This window comes from SAR324 cluster bacterium, assembly GCA_015232315.1.
Classification (GTDB): Bacteria; SAR324; SAR324; order SAR324; family NAC60-12; genus JADFZZ01.
Genome location: JADFZZ010000001.1, coordinates 155,420 through 174,010 on the forward strand (window position 1 = coordinate 155,420; position 18,591 = coordinate 174,010).

The window sequence follows — 18,591 nt, forward strand, 5'->3', positions numbered from 1 at the left end:
GTAGCCTGCCTGCTTTCCTTGTTCTGATGAAGAAACAATCCAGCAACCTTTCGCACTGAACACGCTATGGCTCCAAAAATTATTCTTGAAAGTCTGACATTTGATGATGTTCTTCTGACACCTGCTCTGTCTGAGATCCTTCCTTCACAGGTTTCAGTCAAAACACAGTTAAGTCGCAATTTGTGGCTGAATATTCCTATGGTCAGTGCTGCCATGGACACCGTAACAGAATACCAGACCGCGATTTGTATGGCCCAGGAAGGAGGCCTCGGCATCATTCACAAAAACATGTCTGTCAATGAACAGATGCAGCATGTGGATCGGGTCAAGCGTTCTGAAAGCGGAATGATCTCTGATCCGATTACAGTCTCTCCCGACCAGAATCTGCGTGACGCCTTACAATTGATGGAAGAATATCACATTTCCGGTGTGCCTGTGACCCGTGGACGTGAACTGGTGGGGATCCTGACAAACCGTGATTTGAGGTTTGAAACCAATTTTGATCAGAAAGTAGAAAATGTCATGACCAAGGGACGTGACAAGTTGGTGACGGTTTCTCCGGGAATTGATCTGGAAGACGCAAAAAAATTGCTGCACCAATATCGCATTGAAAAACTGCTGGTTGTGTCAGACCAATATGAACTGGTGGGGTTGATCACCATCAAGGACATTGAAAAATCACGCAAATATCCTCATGCCTGCAAGGATGATCAGGGCCGGTTACGCGTTGGCGCGGCCGTGGGGGTTTCTAATGACCAGATGGAACGTGTCAATGGATTGATGCAGGCTGGTGTCGATGTGATTGTCGTGGATACCGCTCATGGACATTCCAGAGGTGTGATTGAAAGTGTGCGTCAGTTGCGTTCAACGTTTCCATCACTGGAAATCATTGCTGGAAACGTGGCAACAGGTGAAGGCACTCAGGCCTTGATTGATGCCGGTGTTGATGCGGTCAAGGTGGGAATTGGTCCTGGTTCGATCTGCACAACCCGAGTTGTGGCTGGAGTTGGTGTGCCACAGGTCACTGCGATCATGAATGCGGTTCAGGTCGCTCACAAGGCTGGAATTCCTGTGATTGCGGATGGTGGCATCAAATATTCAGGTGATATGGTGAAAGCCATTGCGGCAGGAGCGCATTCCGTGATGATTGGCAGTTTGTTTGCCGGAACCTCCGAAACGCCGGGACAAGTGATCTTGTATCATGGGCGACGCTACAAACTTTATCGTGGAATGGGATCGCTGGGAGCCATGAAAGAAGGCAGTAAAGACCGCTATTTCCAACAGCACATTGAAGAAGAAATGAAGCTTGTTCCGGAAGGTATTGAAGGACGGGTTCCTTATAAGGGGCCTCTGGCAGAAACACTGTATCAGTTTGTCGGAGGGCTGAGAGCCGGAATGGGTTACACAGGATGTTCGACTATTGAAGAACTGCGCACCAAAACTCAATTTGTCAAAATCACATCGGCAGGACTGAGAGAAAGCCATGTCCACGATGTGTATATCACTGAAGAAGCTCCCAATTATCCTTCCACAACGGCTGAAGCATAAACAGGAGGAGGGAGTGAATCCCTCCTGTCTGCCTACATTCAGGACAGCAAGGTGGTGCAAACTTCGTCTTCGATAACCTCAGTCAGAGATTCCCTGAGCAAATTCACCACAATCACCTGCTCATAGCTGGTGGCGGACTGCTCCAGAATATCCAATCCTCTGGATAGTGTGATGTGTTCGTTGTTGACGGTTTGTTGAAGCTGTTCTGTGATTGAGTGAATAATTGTATCAAACATCTTTCCCCCTTTTTATTGAATGAATCAAATCTCTCCAGCAACCGGAATCCCCATTCCTGTTTTTTGGAAATTCTTTTCATGACACCCCTCAGGTATGTAATGAAAAGCATATTTTATACCAACTAAATCTGTTTCAGTAAATTAACCATTTCAATAGCGGTGACAACTGCGTCACGCCCTTTGTTTCCTGCTTTAGTGCCAGCTCGTTCGATGGCCTGTTCAATGGTATCGGTGGTTAGAATTCCAAATGAAACCGGAATTCCTGTTTCGAGTGAAATAGAAGCAATACCTCCGGCCGCTCCGGAGCAGACATAATCAAAATGGGGTGTTGAGCCCCGGATCACCGCACCCAGACATACCACCGCATCATACTTTCCGCTTTGTGCCAGTTTTTTGGCGGCAAGTGGAATTTCAAACGCTCCGGGAACCTTGACCGTTACGACGTTATCACGATTTCCACCATGCCTCACAAAGGTATCCATCGCGCCCAGTAGCAGGCTCTCCGTGATAAATTCATTGAATCGCGCGATCACAATCGCCAATTTCATTTCTGTAGCAATCAACTGTCCTTCTATTTGCATGTTCCTCGTTTGATGAATGGATATTAACTCGACACAGAGTTGAGACTTTTCAAAAAAACGATGAACAATCAAGTATTCTTTTAAAATATTGTTTTAAAAGCAACTAAACCAAACCTAAGCAGAAATGTGTAGTTTGGTGGAATTTTCTGGATTCCGAGTCTTTGCCCGGACACTGTGGAGTTATTGTCATGCCGGACTTGATCCGGCATCCAGAAGCGCCAAAACGAACGTTTTCTGTCTGGGATTGGTTTATTTAGCTCCAGTCTCACTGCCTTCCCATGATTTAAAAATGATGGGAAGTGAATGGCAAGGTCAAGAGTATGGTAATGGGCCTGGTTATATTGGCCTGAATTTGAACTTGTTTTGACGGATAAAACATGAAAATTATGCACCCATTCCCCTGATATAAATTCTATTCGTGAGACTGACATGAAACGTTTGATCAATCCCTTGATTGACTGTGTGTTCAAAGCCATTCTGGGAGACCCCGATCACAAGGAAGTTCTTCAGCATTTCCTCAACAGCATTCTCAAACCTGTCATCCCTATCACTTATGTGGAAATTCAAAATCCCTACAATGCCAAAGAATTTGTTGCTGACAAACTCACCATCGTTGATGTCAAGGCTCGAGACGAACATGGTCGTTTGTACCAGATCGAGGTGCAGTTAACGCTGGATCGATGCCTGGGAGAACGGATGATGTATAATTGGAGTGTTCTGTACAAAAAACAGATTGAGGAAGGTGACGACTATTCAGCACTTCATCCTGTGATTGCCATCTGGTTGCTGGACGGAACGATGTTTCCTGAATCTCCCGTTGTACATCATCATTTTCAAGTGTATGATTCAAATCATGAGGTTTCACTGACAGATCAATGTTCCATCCATGTGCTGGAACTGCCCAAATGGAAGAAACCTGAAAATCATCAATTGAATCCGGAAGATTCCTGGCTGTATTTTTTTGAAGAAGCCAAACACTGGCAGGAACTGCCAGAAGAACTGAAACCCATTGAATCCTTGAGGGAAGCCATGAATGTACTGAAACGTTTCTCTGAAAAAGATGCCGATTACTGGTTGTATGAGGCGCGTCTGGAAGGCATGCGTCTGCAACGATTCCGTGAAAAGGAAATGCTTCGTATTGAACAGGAAAAAAGCAAAATAGAACAGGAAAAATTCCAAGTGGAACAGGAAAAAAGCAAAATAGAACAGGAAAAATTCCAAGTGGAACAGGAAAAAGCCAAAATAGAACAGGATTTAAAACAAGCACTGCTTTTAGTGGAGAAAACTCAGAGACTGGCCGAGCAGGATAAGCAAAAAACGGAACAGGAGTTATTATTGACCCGTCAACGGGAAGAAAAACTCGTGGAACAGCTCAAACAGGCAGGACTCGATCCCGACAAGGAATGATCGGCACGTTTCATTTTCCAGCTTACTGTTTCTCATCTCGACCAATGGAAGAGATCGTCGCTCGGCATCTCAAGATCCGTTGTCATGAATCTTTCTGCAATTTGGCCCAGGTATCACGCAACGTGACGGCACGATTGAAGACAGGTTTTTGCGGTGTAGAATCCTTGTCCGGACAGAAATAACCAAGACGTTCAAACTGATACCGGTTATTCACGCTGGTTTGTTCCAGAGACGGTTCCAATTTGCAGTTTCCCAGGATTTCAATGGAATCAGGATTCAGGTGTGTCTTGTAATCCACATCCTTGTCACCATCAGGAATTTCCACATTGAACAATCTGTCATACAACCGAACTTCCGCAGTCAGCGCTTTCGATGCCTCAACCCAGTGAATGATGCCTTTGATTTTTCGGCCATCGCTGGTGGGTTTTCCTCCAAGCGTTTCCGGATAATACACACAGCGCAGTTCCTGAATTTCTCCAGTATTCGGATCTTTGAGCACTTCATCACAGCGGATCACATAGGCAAATCGCAATCGGACTTCCTGGCCGGGACCCAGTCGAAAGAAATTTTCAGGAGGATTTTCCATAAAATCATCCCGGTCAATAAACAGTTCACGACCAAAATAAATCGTTCGTGTTCCCATTTCCTGAATTTTGGGATGGTTATGAACCTGCAACGCTTCAGTCTGGTTTTCAGCATAGTTGGTAATCACCACTTTCAGCGGACGCAGCACAGCAAAAGCACGTTGGGCGCGGGCATCCAGATCTTCCCGCAGACAATCTTCAAGAAGGGTCATGTCGGTGTAACTTTCGCTTTTTGAAATACCAAGTCGTTCCACAAACAAACGCATGGATTCCGGTGTGTAGCCCCGGCGTCGCAGGCCGCAGATCGTCGGCATGCGTGGATCATCCCAGCCTGCAACATAGCATTGTGTGACCAGTTCATTGAGTTTGCGCTTACTGGTCACCGTATATTTCAGAAATAGCCTAGAAAACTCAATCTGTTGCGGATGACACGGAACCGGAAGTTGATCCAGACACCAGTCATAGAGTGGACGGTGGTCCTCAAATTCCAGAGTACATAGAGAATGAGTGATGCCTTCCAGAGCGTCAGAAATGCAATGGGTGTAGTCATACATCGGATAAATGCACCACTTGTCTGTTTTGGGATGCACCATGTGCTTGATGCGATAAATCGCGGGGTCACGCATGTTGATGTTGGGAGATGACATATCAATTTTAGCCCGCAGAACCTTGGCACCATCAGGAAATTCGCCCTTACGCATCCTCTCAAACAATTCCAGATTTTCTTCCACGGAGCGGGTGCGGTACGGACTGTCTTTTCCCGGCTCCTGAAGGGTGCCCCGATATTCCCGGAGTTCGTCCTGATTCAGATCACAGACATACGCTTTGCCGTCACGAATCAGTTGCACTGCGTATTCATAGAGCTTGTCGAAATAGTCCGAGGCGTGGAACAATCGATCTTCCCAGTCAAATCCCAGCCATTTCACATCTTCCATGATGGCTTCCATGTATTCAATGTCTTCTTTGGCCGGGTTGGTGTCATCAAACCTCAGATTGCATAATCCCTGATAATCCTTGGCAGTGCCAAAATTCAGACAAATGGATTTGGCATGACCAATGTGCAGATAGCCATTGGGTTCTGGCGGAAAACGGGTGTGAACCGTGGTGTGTTTGCCGGAATTCAGATCCTGATCAATGATATTCCTGATAAAATTTCTGGGACTCTCAGGCGAGGAAGTTGCTGGTGTGAATGTTTTGGTATTTTTGTTTTTTGCGCTCATGCAATATCAATGGATAGAGGTTTGATCAATTAATGCGAATCAGGATTAAAATGTGCCTTCATCGCTGATTTTTAAACGAAATCCAGCGGTTGAAGCAATGTTTGGGATGCCTGAGGACAGGTGTTTTTGAATTTGTTCAATATATGTTATTGTTGGCATTTTTACTGTTTAGATGATGTTGCGATCAAAAATAGGTGGAACTTCTTGACGTGGTTACAGGAGTTTGACCAAGGCTGCGATGATTCCAGTTTGCGCAAGCAGGAGTGTTATAATCCATTTTATGAGGTCAAGTTTCGCCTGATTGATTTCATGACGAAGTTCATCTTTTGTCGCAAGGTTTTCGCTGATAGATTCAAATGATTTTTCTTGGGTTTCTTTCACCAATTCTGTGACAATTTCAGCCTGATCTTTAGTGAATCCCGCTTTTTCAAGGCGGTTGTAAAATTGGAGTGTGTCGAAAACCAGCATGGGCGCCCTTTAATTTATTATTTTTGTGCTATTCTTAATCAGGATTCGCATGGGTATCAGTAATGGTGGACTTTGAAGATTTTCTCATAAACCACTGAGATTATTGATCTCACGGTGTGTCATTTCGACCGAAAGGAAAAACTTAACTCTTTGATATCACGAAAGATCTCTCACATTCGAGATGACACCTCGAAATGTTCAAAATCCAGATTAATGGTAATATTTATTATAAAGTTTTGTGGTAACACCACTTTTTTCCAGTTCCTTCAAGGCCTTTTCCAGTTTTCCCGCGACACTGTCCGGCGTGACAATGATGGGGACGTTCTTTATATCCAGTGGTTTGAATTTGTTATAGCCAGAGTTGGGGGCCTGGCCAAAGTGTTTGGATTTCATGGAAAAAGCGAGATATAGCGGTTCATTGCCGCCACAGCAGTCTGGATGAATCTGGATATCAGTGATTTTATTCTTTTTCAGGTAATATTCCACGGAGGATCTATTGTAGATATAAAAATGCCCTTTTTTTCCGCGAATCAGGTCAATGGCTTTATCCAGCGACATTTCCGGAATTCTGCTTTGGTAGACGCCCCCGATTCCTTCAAGATGGTTCGCTCCACCCAGATCCATGAGCATGGTTTTGCCTTTCAGTTGGTTGAGATCGGTTACTTCAGGGAGATCCATCAGTGATATTCCTACATTGCCTCCTGGAAGTCCATTGATGATGTAATAGACATTTTCACTTCGTTCTTCCGTAAAATTGAATCCGGGATAAAAATCAATTTCTCCTGTTTCAAGATTATACTCGATACTTCTTTTGGTTTTTCGCACCACTTCCAGGGTGCATCCAATTTTTTCCGCGGCGATCTTGTATAAATCATAGTACAGACCGGAATTATCCGGCGCCTCGGCGATCAACGGCACATTTTCGTTTGTGCGATAGCCCATTTTCAGAACACAGGCAGCATCCGCAGTCTCAACCATGACCGCAAGCGCAAGCATGATGGTGAGCGTGAGTTTCATTGTTGTTAGCATGGAATTACGCATAAGTTCCCTCCGTTGTCGGGATACATTGTCAGGATTTGGCCGACATTGACCATCCCCGCTCGACAGATCCCCTCAAGAATTTCAATAGTTTTACATTATTTGTGTTCTACTGATCCCATCTGTAAAATACAAACTGAAAAAATTATCTGTCTACAAGATCCGTAGTCCTGCTCAAGGCCTGTTCACAACGCTGAACATACACCTGTGCCACCGGGTCCTGTGGAAAAACTTCCTGGCAACTTTTGAAACGCTTCAACGCGTCCTCATAGCGTTGCGACTGATATAAATGCCATCCTTCTTCAAAAAATCCTCTGGTGGCATGTTTCAGTTCCTGAATTTCCGGAAGATCGGCGTTGAACACTTCATACACCGTGACCATCTGTTCCTTGCCTTTGGCTTTGACCCGATCCACAAAACGTGTCGCGTATCGACCGGGATCGGACAATCGGGAGCGTGTCTGTTCACTGATCAGCAAGGGCACCTGATACATTTTGGTCATTCCTTCAATGCGTGACGCCAGATTGACAGCGTCACTGATCACTGTTCCTTCCATGCGTCCCTGTTCACCAATGGTTCCCAGCATGAGTTCCCCGGTGTTCAAACCAATGCCCACACGAATTGGAACTTCACCACTACGTTTTCTTTGGGCATTGTAAAGTTCCAGAGCTTTCAGCATCCCGATAGCCGCGTCCAGCGCGTTATCGGCGCTTTGATCAAACAGGGCCATGATGGCATCGCCAATGTATTTATCGATGAATCCGTGGTGTTCACGAACCACCGGACCAAGCTGATTGAGGAAGGAATTCAGAAACTTGAAATTTTGCTCCGGTGTCATCTTTTCTGAAATGCTGGTGAACGAACGGATATCGGAAAACAGGATGGTCATGTCACGTTTGACCTGATCGCCCAGATGGATATTGAGAATGCTGTCCTTGCCAAGCAGATCCAGAAATTCGCGCGGCACAAACCGGGTGTAGGCGTTGGCCATTTGCGAAACTTCAAGATGCATGGAAATCCGTGACAGCAATTCCTGCTTGAAAAAAGGTTTGGTGAGATAGTCATTGGCGCCGGAATTGAACCCTTCGGTCAAATCATTCACCCGATTTTTGGCCGTGAGCAAAATCACTGGCAACGTGCTGGCGGGAAATTGCTCACGAAGCTGTCGGCAGACTTCATAGCCTGTCATTTTCGGCATCATCACATCCAGCAGAATCAGGTCCGGTTTCAGTCCATTGGCTATGAGATCCAGCGCTTCCCTGCCATTGCTCGCTTGTGTGACCGCATAGTGATAGAGCGACAGATAATTCACCAGCACCTGCAAATTCACCGGCTCATCATCCACAATCAGAATGTTGAAGGTCGCGTCTGGTTGAACCGATCTGATCACGTCCAGGGCGGCGTCCGGGCTTTCCTGTATGCCATAAATCGAGGATGTCAGCGGCGATGACGCGGTTTCCGCGGATTCTTTACTGACAGGAATGGTGAAACAAAAAGTAGATCCGTGATTCAGTTCCGATGTCAGCCCTATGGTTCCACCATGTAGATCCACCAGTTGCCGGGTGATCGCCAGTCCGAGTCCGGTGCCTCCATATTGCCGTGACGTGGAAGCGTCCACCTGATCAAACGCGGCAAAGACCTGTTCAAATTTGTCTTCAGGAATCCCAATACCGGTATCATTCACTGAAATTTCTGCCAGCTTGTCACGCACCATGGCGGTCACACTGATTTCACCCTTGTCGGTGAATTTGATGGCATTGCCCACCAGATTATACAAAATCTGCTGAAGACGGTTTTCATCACCCGCCACATCCGGAAAATCGTCAGGAATCAGATTATTCAGTTTCAGTGATTTCTGCAGGGCCAGAGGTTCCATGATTTTCAGGATGATGTCCGCAATCTGACGCATGTTGACCGGTTTGATCTGCAACACAATGTCCTTATTTTTCAGTTTGGAAAAATCGAGGATGTCATTCACCAGATGCGCCAGTCGTTTTCCACTCAATACCACCAGCACCAGATTGTTTTTCTGAACGGCTGTCATTTCTCCGGTTGCGCCATCCAGCATGGATTCCACAATGCCGATGATGCCATTGAGCGGCGTCCGCAATTCATGGGAGGTGTTGGCCAGAAACTCATCTTTCATCTGATCCATGGTTCGGAGTTCTCTGTTTTTAATTTCCAGATCCTGGGAATACTGAAACAACTGTGCCCGAATATCGGAAAAATGCTGTTCCACCAGCCAGATCAGGGACAAAATGAGCACAAGCAGGCCTTCAGTGGTCCAGAATGACAGCCATGGAACCAACCCCAACGCAACCAGCATATCATTGATCCCTGCCAGGCCGAAGATACCGGAACCCAGCGAAAAGATCCGGCCTTTCAGCGATTGGCTGTGATGATAACGGGTGTGATACACCATCATGATCAAAATATTGAGAATCATGAACACATACAGAAAATTCATGGTGTGAGAGGGTTCCGCGAGACCCGTGATGTTGAGCAAAAATCCCAGCAGACCCACAACCAGAAATGACTGCCATTGACGCCGGATGATCCATTTGTTTTCTCCTCCGAACAATTGCTCATAAGCAGAAAACAAACCGACCGGCATGAGATAGAAGGAAAAAACCGAAGCCTGGGACATTACCCTGGCAATGGATGGATAAAGACCCGTAATCACGCATAAACTGAGTTCAAAAATACCCATGGACAGGCAGAATACGCCAAAGGCCAGAAAAATAACATTCTTCCGGTTCAGGAGGTATAACATGAACTGAAACAGCCCCAGAATGACCATCAGGCTTCCCACAAACAATTTGGGCGCGCCGAATCGGAGAACTTCAAGGAACAGGTCCATCTGTTCACCCAGATACACCGGAGAAAACCGGAACATATTATTTCCAGCGGCCGGGATACGGATCAGCAACCATTTTCCCGAAAAATCAGGAGACAGGCCAAACAGACTGACACCGACCATTTTGCCGTTTCCCTGACAGAAATGCGCCACGCAAGTCCCAACCAACTCATCATTGACATGAATGCTGTAGGCATAATTGATGTGAAAATGATAAATTCCCGGCTGAACCCATTTGTTTTCAGGCAGGCGGGTTCGAAACCAGGTATCGGTGTCTTTTTCCGGAAAGAAGGGCAGATAAAAGCTGTTGAAGGGTTTCCAGATCTGGTCGGTTTCCGGTTGCAGATATTTTGACGGAATCGTCTGTTGAAGTGGTTCCGAGGGCAACGTGAGGGTTTCCCACTGGAGTATTTCGATCAACGATTGTTCCTCCATGCTCAACACATGCTGTCCTTCAGCATGAAGCTGAAACAGGAAGGATGAGGCCGATAATATCAGGATGGAACCCCACAATCTGGTGAAAATCAGGATTTGATGTTTCATGCTAACTCCATGGTTTCTGATAAACGCATTCTCTCGCGTAAATGAAGGGAAGCTTCATCACAATGTCTGATGACACATACGGGTCCAGAAAGAGGAAGCCTCCAGGTTCGAGCATGTGGTATAACCGCTTTATCATCTCCAGCATCCGGTTTTTCTCAAAATACCGCAACACATGACGGCAGAAAATCACATCGAAGCGGGCAAGCTGGATGATGTCAAAATGATGCGCCAGATTCATGCGGTTGAAGGTCAGATTCCGGCGAATCAGTGGCGTCACCTCATACGCGTTGTCTTTCATCATAAAATAATGAGAAAGGTATTCATCCGGCATATTGGTCAGTTTGGATGCGTAATATCGACCTTGCTTCGCGGTTTCCAGCAACCGGCTGCTGATGTCTGTGGCCACGATTTCATAGTTCCATCCGGTATTGCTGAGTATGATATCCAGAATGATCGCAAGGGTATAAGCTTCTTCGCCAGAGCCGCACCCCGCGGACCAGACCCGCAGTGTCGGTAACAGCCGTGGCGAAAATTCCATGATCTCAATAAGGCATTCCTCCGCTAAAAAATCCAGTTGATCAAATTCCCTGAAAAACCACGTTTCCTGTTCAACCACCTGATCCAGCAAATTTTCCAGTTCACCTTCATCCGGTTGACGCAACAATTCCAGATAATTTCCACTATGCTGTATTTTATGAACCATCATCCGTTGTTTCATCTGGGCCATTACCTGAGCTTCCCGGTATTTGAAAAACAAACCCGTTTTCTCCTGAAGAAACCGGCACACCTCGGTGATGTCGTGGTTGCGGGGTTGAATCAAGGTATCGGGACGCAAAAATGCAGGCTCCACCGGCAATGGCCGAATGAGTTCCTCCTCCATTTCGAAAAAAACCAGATCCACCGGAACTTTTTCCAGCGGCGTCTCAATTTTCATCAAATGATGCTTCTGGTGCATGAGATTGCCTGAAAACCGGCGCGGAATAAAATCAGCGGAAATTCTCGAAACAGATTCGGTGGTGCTCAGACAGATAAACCCGCCGGGATTGAGGGCCTGATGCAGATCCTCCATGACCTGTTGCCGCGTTTCCTGATTGAAATAAAACAGAACGTTTCGGCAGAAAATGAAATCAAAATTTCGCATCCGCTTCATTTCACTGCGGTCCAGCAAATTCAAACGGTTGAAGCTGATTTTTTTTCGGAGGGTGTCACCTACGGAATAGCCTTCCGGAAATTTACGGAAATAATCTGTCAGATAATTGGCGGGGATTTGTTTGAAAACACGGTCATCGTAAATACCGGTTTTGGCGAAATTGAGTGAAATAAAATCAAAATCAGTGGCGACGATTTCAAAATCCCACCGGGAGTCCAGGGCCAGCGTCATGAGCAGGGCCACGGAATAGGGTTCTTCCCCGGTTGAGCATCCGGCGGACCAGACCCGGATGGTTCTCTGTCCGGTCTGAATTTTTCTGGCCTTGATTTCAGGCAGGCAATTTTCAATAAAACAGGCGAGTTGCTTGATATCCCGGAAAAAATAACTGTGATGATTCAGTAGCGGTCCCATCAGGATCGCCAGTTCCCCAAGGGCATGTTCCGGAGAAAAAAGGTATTCCTGATATCGCGTCAGCTCAGGAATATTCATCTGTTCCATCCGCAAACGAATCTGCCGCTCCACTTTGGGGTATTTTTCAGGCTCCAGCAAAAATCCGCTCTCACGCTCCAGATATCTGTATATTTTTTTCAGTTCATCCGTGTCAACAGTCATTCAGGAACGCCAAAGAATAAGTTATAACTTATGTTTGTCGATTTTGACGCAGTAATTCCAGTTCCCTGCGTAATGCTTCATTTTCCTTTTCCACGGTTTCAGCCCGATTCAGCGCAGAGGTTTCCGCTTGTCTTGCCCTGGCTGTCTTCTCTTTTTCTTCCGCTACCGCTTTTTCCGCGGTATCCGCTCTTTGGGCTTCCTGTTCCGCTCTTTGGGCTTCCTGTTCCGCTCTTTGGGCTTCCTGTTCCGCTCTTTGGGCTTCCTGTTCCGCTCTTTGGGCTTCCCGCTCAATACTGGTCGGAATCGGGTACTGATGTTGATTAAACAACCTGAACAGACCCTCTGTTTCGAGTCCTACGTAAATCCCCAATTTTTCTAAAAAAAACATCCCTTTTTCATTGGCTTCCACCGCGTGATATTTGCCTTTGCGGGACTCAAACACATTCAGATAAATAGCGTGGGGATCAAAAATCACATAATAGGGGACTTTCAGGATTTGTTCATAAATCTGTTTTTTGTGATGATGATCCATCCGGCGAGTGCTGAAGGAACTGAATTCCATGACCAGATCCAGTTGGGATTCTTCTTCCCAAGCCAGATACACCCGTTTGGCGTGGGGCGGCTGCTGACGGCATAGCAGAGAATCGGGCGAAATCATTTTGCGGGGATTGCCTTCCTCGTAATACAGGCAGATGTTGCCGGAAACATAGGCTTGAGGAAAAGCGTTTTGCAGAAGATCTGCCGCGCGTAACAACAGAATGCGGTGGGTGTCAGTTTCAGCCATCGGTTTTCCATCGGTTTCAGGGTAAACAATATCCGTTTTTTTCTGGGTAGCCAGCATGTCGGCCTCCTCCGTTAACAGCGAATTGACGATGAGTGACACGGCACAAGACAAGGTTTCCCTCTCGTCGGCATGTCAGGAATGAAAGAAGGTGAAGCATTCTCCACCAACGCCAGGAGAATAGTTGTGTTGTAATAGAAAATGGGGGGGAACTCCAGAAGGATTTTTATGATCCTTCATTCCTCACTCCCTCTGCGGGCCACTTATGTGTAATTTCGCGCCAGCGACTCATTATAGCGTTTTTGCTCATCGTCGCCTCGTTTCATTGGAGGAAAAGCAAGATCGGGTTCTGTTAGAAATCTGCATACAACAGCATCCCTTCAGGCGCGTCCGGATTCCATTCCGCTCCTTCCAGCGCGCAATGTGCGCCTGTAACATTTCCAACCCTCGTTCCACATCATGTACAAGATATGTGACCATTTTCTGAACAAACGCCGGTTTGGAAGTCATGATGTCCTTGTCAAAATTTATCTTGAACGCGAGGCATCGAAATCGTTAAACTGTGTAGAGGCGCAACATATTACACTTGGGATGGGTGAAATTTGGAATTTTGTAGAGATGCGATTAATCGCGTCTCTACAGTTTCCTGAGCGACAGATCACGATTTGGCGGGAGCCGCTGGTTTTCTGCCACCTTTTTTGCGAGGAGTCGGAGCTGTGGCAATGATCTGTTCACAGAGTTCCTGAGTGAGTGTGTTGGGGTCCTGGTCTTTAGGGATTTTATAGTTGTTAGAACCTTTTTTGATGTAATGCCCATAAGGTCCCTTCCGCACGGTAATATCACCAAATTCATGCAAAATCCCTTTAGGCTGGGAAGCCTGTTGTTCAATCACTTCCAGCGCCTGTTCCAGACTGACATCCAGCGGGTCCACATTTTTCAGGGAATAAAAGGTTTTGCCTTTCCGGATATATGGCCCGAATCGGCCACGACCAACCCAGATTTCCTCATCAGCGGTATCTTTTCCCAGCATTTTGGGGAGATCAAAAAACTTCAGGGATTCCTCGAGTGTGATGTCATAAATATTTTTTTCTTTGGGAACTGACGCGAACAAGGGTTTTTCCGGATCATCCTTGGTGCCAATCTGAACCATCGGTCCAAAGCGGCCTACACGCACAGAAACTTCCCGTCCTGTTTTGGGATCAGTGCCCAGCTTGCGTTCCTGAAAAACTTCCCCGCGTCGCACCGATTGCTGTTTTTCATCAATTTGGGAATGAAACGGCTGATAGAACGCCTGCATCACGCTTATCCACTGTTTTTCTCCACGGGCAATGCTGTCAAAATCCTGTTCAATCTTGGCGGTGAAGCCCAGATCCACAATATCCGCAAAATGCTGGATCAGAAAATCCGTTACAATTTCACCGATATGGGTGGGGATCAGTTTTTTCTCAGGCGTTTTTTCCACATACTTCCGATCCATGATCGTGGAAATGGTCGGCGCATAGGTCGAAGGCCGTCCAATGCCTTCTGATTCCAGTTTCTTGACCAGAGACGCTTCGGTGTAGCGTGCGGGCGGTTTGGTGAACAGTTGTTCCTTCAGCAGATTTTTTAAATGTAGCGGATCACCTTTCTTGATATCCGGCAACAGCACATCATTGGTTTCCAGTTCGGCTTCAGGATTGTCGGAACCTTCCACATAAACTTTCAGAAATCCGGCAAACAGCAGTTTCTGGCCTTTTGACTGAAACAGATATTCCTGATCGGTGCCGCCCAGAATATTGATGGTGGTCTGCGCAAATTTCGCGTCTGACATCTGCGTCGCCAGGGTTCGTTTCCAGATCAGATTATACAATTTGAACTGCTGATCGTTCAAATGGGCTTTCACCTGTGCGGGTTTCAGCGACAAATCCACCGGACGGATCGCTTCATGGGCTTCCTGTGCCCCTTTGGTTTTGGTTACAAATTGCCGGGGAGACTTCACCCGATATTCATTTCCATATTCCTGTGTGATCACATCCAGTGCCTGTTGAACCGCCTGTTGTGCCAGATTGACCGAGTCGGTACGCATGTAAGTGATCAATCCGCCGGTGTAACCGGGAATTTCAAAATTCCCTTCATAAAGCTGCTGAGCTACCGACATGGTTTGTTTGACGGAATATCCCAGTTTACGGGAGGCTTCCTGTTGCAGAGTCGATGTTGTGAAGGGTGGAACAGGTCGGCGAATGCTGTCTTTTTCTTCAATGCTATCAATATTCAGCGGCCCCTGGCGCACATTGCGTTCAATGGCTTCCGCTTCTTCCTGATTTTTTACCCGGATGGCCTTGCCTTTGAATTTGGCCAACTCCGCCTGAAACGCCGGATCCTGGAACAGCAACTTGATTTTCCAGTATTCTTCGGGAATGAACTGGCGGATCTCCCGTTCCCGCTCAACCACGATCCGCACTGCCACGCTCTGGACACGTCCGGCGGAAAGACCGCCCTGAATTTTTTTCCAGAGCAACGGAGACAGTTCATAACCCACTGCCCGGTCAAGAATCCTGCGAGCCTGCTGGGCGTCAACCAATTGCTGGTCCACATCCCGTGGATTCCGGAGCGCTTCCTGGATCGCGGTTTGAGTGATTTCATGAAATACAATCCGTTTTACCGGATTTTTTTTAATGCCCAGGGCTTCTAGCAAATGCCATGAAATCGCTTCTCCTTCACGGTCCTCGTCGGTTGCCAGATAAATCATGGTATCTTTCTGAATCATCTGTTTGATGGACGAAATGACCTTCTTTTTATCTTTGGTCACTTCATAAAACGGAGTGAATGATTCAGTGTCAAATCCCAGTTGTTTCTCGGGCAAATCCCTGACATGTCCCATAGAGGCGACAACCTGATAATCTTTACCCAGAAATCTGGAAATGGTTTTTGCCTTGGCTGGAGATTCCACAATGATCAAATGGCTGGTCATGTTTTTTTATGTAACGGGTTAAAAAATATAATGGATTTCAATAATTAACATGGTTTTCTGTGACATAAACTTGCCGAAGGAAGCCCATCAATGTCGTCAACTTAAGAAATTCTTCGCTGGATAATCCCCCTTTACAAAGGGGGCATGGGGGATTTAACACTCAGAATTACATCCCCCTATCCCCCTTAAACCAAGGGGGAATTAATACTCAGCACCCTTCAGAATGCTTAAGTTGATGACATTGGGACGTCCATAGGCCACCGGGATTAGATGTATCAATTGAAAAATAAATGTCAACACCCACAATGAGGAACATCCGGGACATTTTTAAAAACAGGGATAGAAATGGACTGAATAATCGGATGTCAGACCGTCGAGACGTAACAAGTTACGTCGCTACAAAGGTGGATGTTTGAGGAGGGGCATTCAGAATTTGTTGAATCAACCGCTGACATGTCTGGTCATCACCTTTCCAGATGGCATCAGTGATCTGGATGACAAGTTGATTCAGATCCGTGTTGTAAGCCTTACACATGGCATGGATCAGATTGATATGATGGATTTGTTCGGATTGATCATAGGCTGGAATCAGGGAAAGAATTCTAAATGATTCCAGAATCTCATCCATGACAGTTTCAGGAATTTCCAGGGGGGTTTTAGATGGGGGCTCAACGGTTTCTTTCATACTCAGATATTTTTTCAGCACCGGCAGTAGTTCTTCAAATTTCAGGGGTTTTGTCAGATAGTCATTGCATCCCATGATGATGGCGGTTTTTTGCTGTTGGATGAAGGCATCCGCAGAAATCGCGACAATGGGAATGTTTATGGTTTCCGGATCCTGATGCAGAATCCGGGCGACTTCCATACCATCCATGCCCGGCATGTGCATATCGAGTAAAATCAGATCAGGGCTTTGCTGATTCCGTACCATGCCGCGTACCATTTCGATCCCGGTTTCACCACTGTCTGCCATGATTAATGACAAACCTAATTCCTCAAACAGTGATTGTGTCATTTCCTGATTCATCAGATTGTCTTCTATCAGTAAAATTCTGTTTGCAGGAGCAAATCCATAAGTGGACATATCCAGCGAAAAAGACTCTACCGGAGTGCCTTTGATCAGAGGGAGCCGTATGATAAAGGTTGAGCCTTCATGCACCACGCTTTGCACCTCAATCCGTCCGTTCAGCAGTTCAGTCATTTTTTTCACGATTGCCAGTCCCAATCCTGTGCCCTGGTATTGTCTGGTGGTGGAGCCATCCACCTGTTCAAACGGATTAAAAACCAATTTAAGTTTTTCTTCAGCAATGCCGATCCCCTGATCCTGAACTTTCAACACCAGCCATTCTATCTCTTTGAACACACTCACAAAAATACTTTTGTTTTCCGGTGTGAATTTCACCGCGTTGCTGACCAGATTCATCAGGATATGATTGAGTTTGTTCCGGTCTGTTTGGATGAATTCCGGTAGTTGCGGATCAATTTCATAAGTGTAATTATGCCGTTTCTCAATAGCTCTTGCCTTATTGATGTGGAAAATGCCCTGAACCAGTGTTCTGAGGTTCAGACTTTCGAGTACAACATTCATTTTTCCTGCTTCAATTTTGGAAAGATCCAGGACATTGTTGATCAGTTCCGACAGATTTTGACTGCTGAGATGAATGTTGGACAGAAAATGGCTGAATTCCTCAGGCAAATCAGCATATCTCCGGGCTTTGCTCAACAATACCTGACTGAAGCCACTGATGGCATTCAGGGGGGTCCGGATTTCATGGCTCATATTGGCCAGAAACTGGGTTTTGGCAAGGCTGGAGGCTTCAGCCTGTTCCTTGGCTGAGAGTAACTTTCTGTTGGTTTCGAGCAATTGCTTTGTGCGGATGACCACTTCGGCTTCCAGGTTTTCACGATAGAGTTCCAGTTGCTGATCCCGGAATTGAATCTGGAAGAGCATCTCGTTGAAATGCTCAATGAGAACGCCGATTTCATCCTGACCGATCGGTGTGGCCCGAAGGGAGTAGTCCCGTTCTTCAGACACTGTTTTTGCAACCTCCGCCAGATTCAACAGTGGTTGTGAAATTCTTTTTTGTAGAAAAAAAGATAGCCAATATGCCGCAATCACTGACAACACAGTGGTTCCACCCGCAATGACAAGGTATTGCCTCAGGTTTTGATACAGGTGGGTCATATCGGCCTGTATAAAGATGGTCCCAATCCGGCTATTTTCAAAAAAAATGTTTCGATACAACAGGATGGCGTTGTCCTCAAACCACCAGGATTCTGGTTGAATTTCCGGCACAGGCATATAGGTCAGAAAATACGATGCAAAGGGTTGGTTTTGCTGGTCAAACAGAACTGAGCCTCTGATGTGAGGATCATCCTTGAGGGATTCCAGTATTTCATGCGCAATGTCCTTGTTTCCGGACATCAGTGCGGTTTTCGCGTTATTGGCGATCACATCGGCAAGGGTTGTGAGTTCACTGCTTTTCAATTCTCTGAAAGAGTGGATTTCATAGATGGACACGGCAACCATGGCCAGAATCAGTGCCAGAAACGTGGTTGAAACAATGACTATGGTTAATTTGTGCTGGATGGAAATATCATCAAATTTCTGCATGC

At 46.3% G+C, this 18,591-nt stretch carries 12 protein-coding genes; 2 read left to right on the top strand and 10 right to left on the bottom strand.

The annotated features are described in order from the left end of the window. Positions 1 to 66 precede the first annotated feature (66 nt). Positions 67 to 1,548 carry an IMP dehydrogenase gene (gene guaB / locus HQM11_00645; GenBank protein MBF0349505.1) on the top strand — a complete coding sequence of 494 codons (1,482 nt, stop codon included), beginning with the start codon at positions 67 to 69 and terminating at the stop codon, positions 1,546 to 1,548. 38 nt (positions 1,549 to 1,586) lie between these two features. Here the strand turns inward: guaB and HQM11_00650 are convergent, their stop codons facing one another. Continuing rightward, positions 1,587 to 1,784 carry a hypothetical protein gene (locus HQM11_00650; GenBank protein MBF0349506.1) on the bottom strand — a complete coding sequence of 66 codons (198 nt, stop codon included), beginning with the start codon at positions 1,782 to 1,784 and terminating at the stop codon, positions 1,587 to 1,589. A gap of 122 nt (positions 1,785 to 1,906) precedes the next feature. Beyond that, positions 1,907 to 2,365: a 6,7-dimethyl-8-ribityllumazine synthase gene (locus HQM11_00655; GenBank protein MBF0349507.1), complete on the bottom strand. Its 459-nt coding sequence runs from the start codon at positions 2,363 to 2,365 to the stop codon at positions 1,907 to 1,909. Between the two features lie 429 nt (positions 2,366 to 2,794). Between HQM11_00655 and HQM11_00660 the strand changes: the two genes are divergently transcribed. Continuing rightward, positions 2,795 to 3,772, top strand: coding sequence for an Rpn family recombination-promoting nuclease/putative transposase (locus HQM11_00660; GenBank protein MBF0349508.1), 978 nt, complete (start codon positions 2,795 to 2,797; stop codon positions 3,770 to 3,772). Between the two features lie 82 nt (positions 3,773 to 3,854). Here the strand turns inward: HQM11_00660 and HQM11_00665 are convergent, their stop codons facing one another. The 8 genes from HQM11_00665 to HQM11_00700 all read right to left on the bottom strand — a co-directional run bounded on the left by HQM11_00665 (position 3,855) and on the right by HQM11_00700 (position 18,589). After that, complete coding sequence (locus HQM11_00665) at positions 3,855 to 5,576, bottom strand: glutamine--tRNA ligase/YqeY domain fusion protein (protein ID MBF0349509.1); 1,722 nt, start codon at positions 5,574 to 5,576, stop codon at positions 3,855 to 3,857. 213 nt (positions 5,577 to 5,789) lie between these two features. Further along, on the bottom strand, positions 5,790 to 6,044 hold the full coding sequence (locus HQM11_00670; GenBank protein ID MBF0349510.1) for a DUF1640 domain-containing protein: 255 nt from the start codon (positions 6,042 to 6,044) through the stop codon (positions 5,790 to 5,792). Positions 6,045 to 6,254: 210 nt separating this feature from the next. Continuing rightward, a complete protein-coding gene (locus tag HQM11_00675; protein ID MBF0349511.1) occupies positions 6,255 to 7,085 on the bottom strand; it encodes a transporter substrate-binding domain-containing protein in 831 nt (276 codons plus the stop codon). A 142-nt stretch (positions 7,086 to 7,227) separates the two neighbouring features. After that, a complete protein-coding gene (locus HQM11_00680) occupies positions 7,228 to 10,482 on the bottom strand; it encodes a response regulator (GenBank protein ID MBF0349512.1) in 3,255 nt (1,084 codons plus the stop codon). A 1-nt stretch (position 10,483) separates the two neighbouring features. Beyond that, on the bottom strand, positions 10,484 to 12,244 hold the full coding sequence (locus HQM11_00685) for a protein-glutamate O-methyltransferase CheR (protein ID MBF0349513.1): 1,761 nt from the start codon (positions 12,242 to 12,244) through the stop codon (positions 10,484 to 10,486). 28 nt (positions 12,245 to 12,272) lie between these two features. Next, on the bottom strand, positions 12,273 to 13,085 hold the full coding sequence (locus HQM11_00690) for a Uma2 family endonuclease (protein ID MBF0349514.1): 813 nt from the start codon (positions 13,083 to 13,085) through the stop codon (positions 12,273 to 12,275). A 598-nt stretch (positions 13,086 to 13,683) separates the two neighbouring features. Next, entirely contained in the window at positions 13,684 to 15,975 is a 2,292-nt protein-coding gene (topA, locus tag HQM11_00695; protein ID MBF0349515.1) for a type I DNA topoisomerase, read from the bottom strand. 388 nt (positions 15,976 to 16,363) lie between these two features. Then, positions 16,364 to 18,589, bottom strand: a complete 2,226-nt coding sequence (locus HQM11_00700; protein ID MBF0349516.1) for a response regulator — start codon at positions 18,587 to 18,589, stop codon at positions 16,364 to 16,366. Between the last annotated feature and the right edge of the window lie 2 nt (positions 18,590 to 18,591).

Bases quoted from the DNA above. Each gene is read 5' to 3' on its own strand.
- HQM11_00665 (MBF0349509.1), bottom strand. From the start codon at position 5,576: ATGAGCGCAAAAAACAAAAATACCAAAACATTCACACCAGCAACTTCC.
- HQM11_00700 (MBF0349516.1), bottom strand. From the start codon at position 18,589: ATGCAGAAATTTGATGATATTTCCATCCAGCACAAATTAACCATAGTC.
- HQM11_00670 (MBF0349510.1), bottom strand. From the start codon at position 6,044: ATGCTGGTTTTCGACACACTCCAATTTTACAACCGCCTTGAAAAAGCG.
- HQM11_00655 (MBF0349507.1), bottom strand. From the start codon at position 2,365: ATGCAAATAGAAGGACAGTTGATTGCTACAGAAATGAAATTGGCGATT.
- HQM11_00685 (MBF0349513.1), bottom strand. From the start codon at position 12,244: ATGACTGTTGACACGGATGAACTGAAAAAAATATACAGATATCTGGAG.
- HQM11_00675 (MBF0349511.1), bottom strand. From the start codon at position 7,085: ATGCGTAATTCCATGCTAACAACAATGAAACTCACGCTCACCATCATG.
- topA (MBF0349515.1), bottom strand. From the start codon at position 15,975: ATGACCAGCCATTTGATCATTGTGGAATCTCCAGCCAAGGCAAAAACC.
- guaB (MBF0349505.1), top strand. From the start codon at position 67: ATGGCTCCAAAAATTATTCTTGAAAGTCTGACATTTGATGATGTTCTT.
- HQM11_00690 (MBF0349514.1), bottom strand. From the start codon at position 13,085: ATGCTGGCTACCCAGAAAAAAACGGATATTGTTTACCCTGAAACCGAT.
- HQM11_00660 (MBF0349508.1), top strand. From the start codon at position 2,795: ATGAAACGTTTGATCAATCCCTTGATTGACTGTGTGTTCAAAGCCATT.
- HQM11_00650 (MBF0349506.1), bottom strand. From the start codon at position 1,784: ATGTTTGATACAATTATTCACTCAATCACAGAACAGCTTCAACAAACC.
- HQM11_00680 (MBF0349512.1), bottom strand. From the start codon at position 10,482: ATGAAACATCAAATCCTGATTTTCACCAGATTGTGGGGTTCCATCCTG.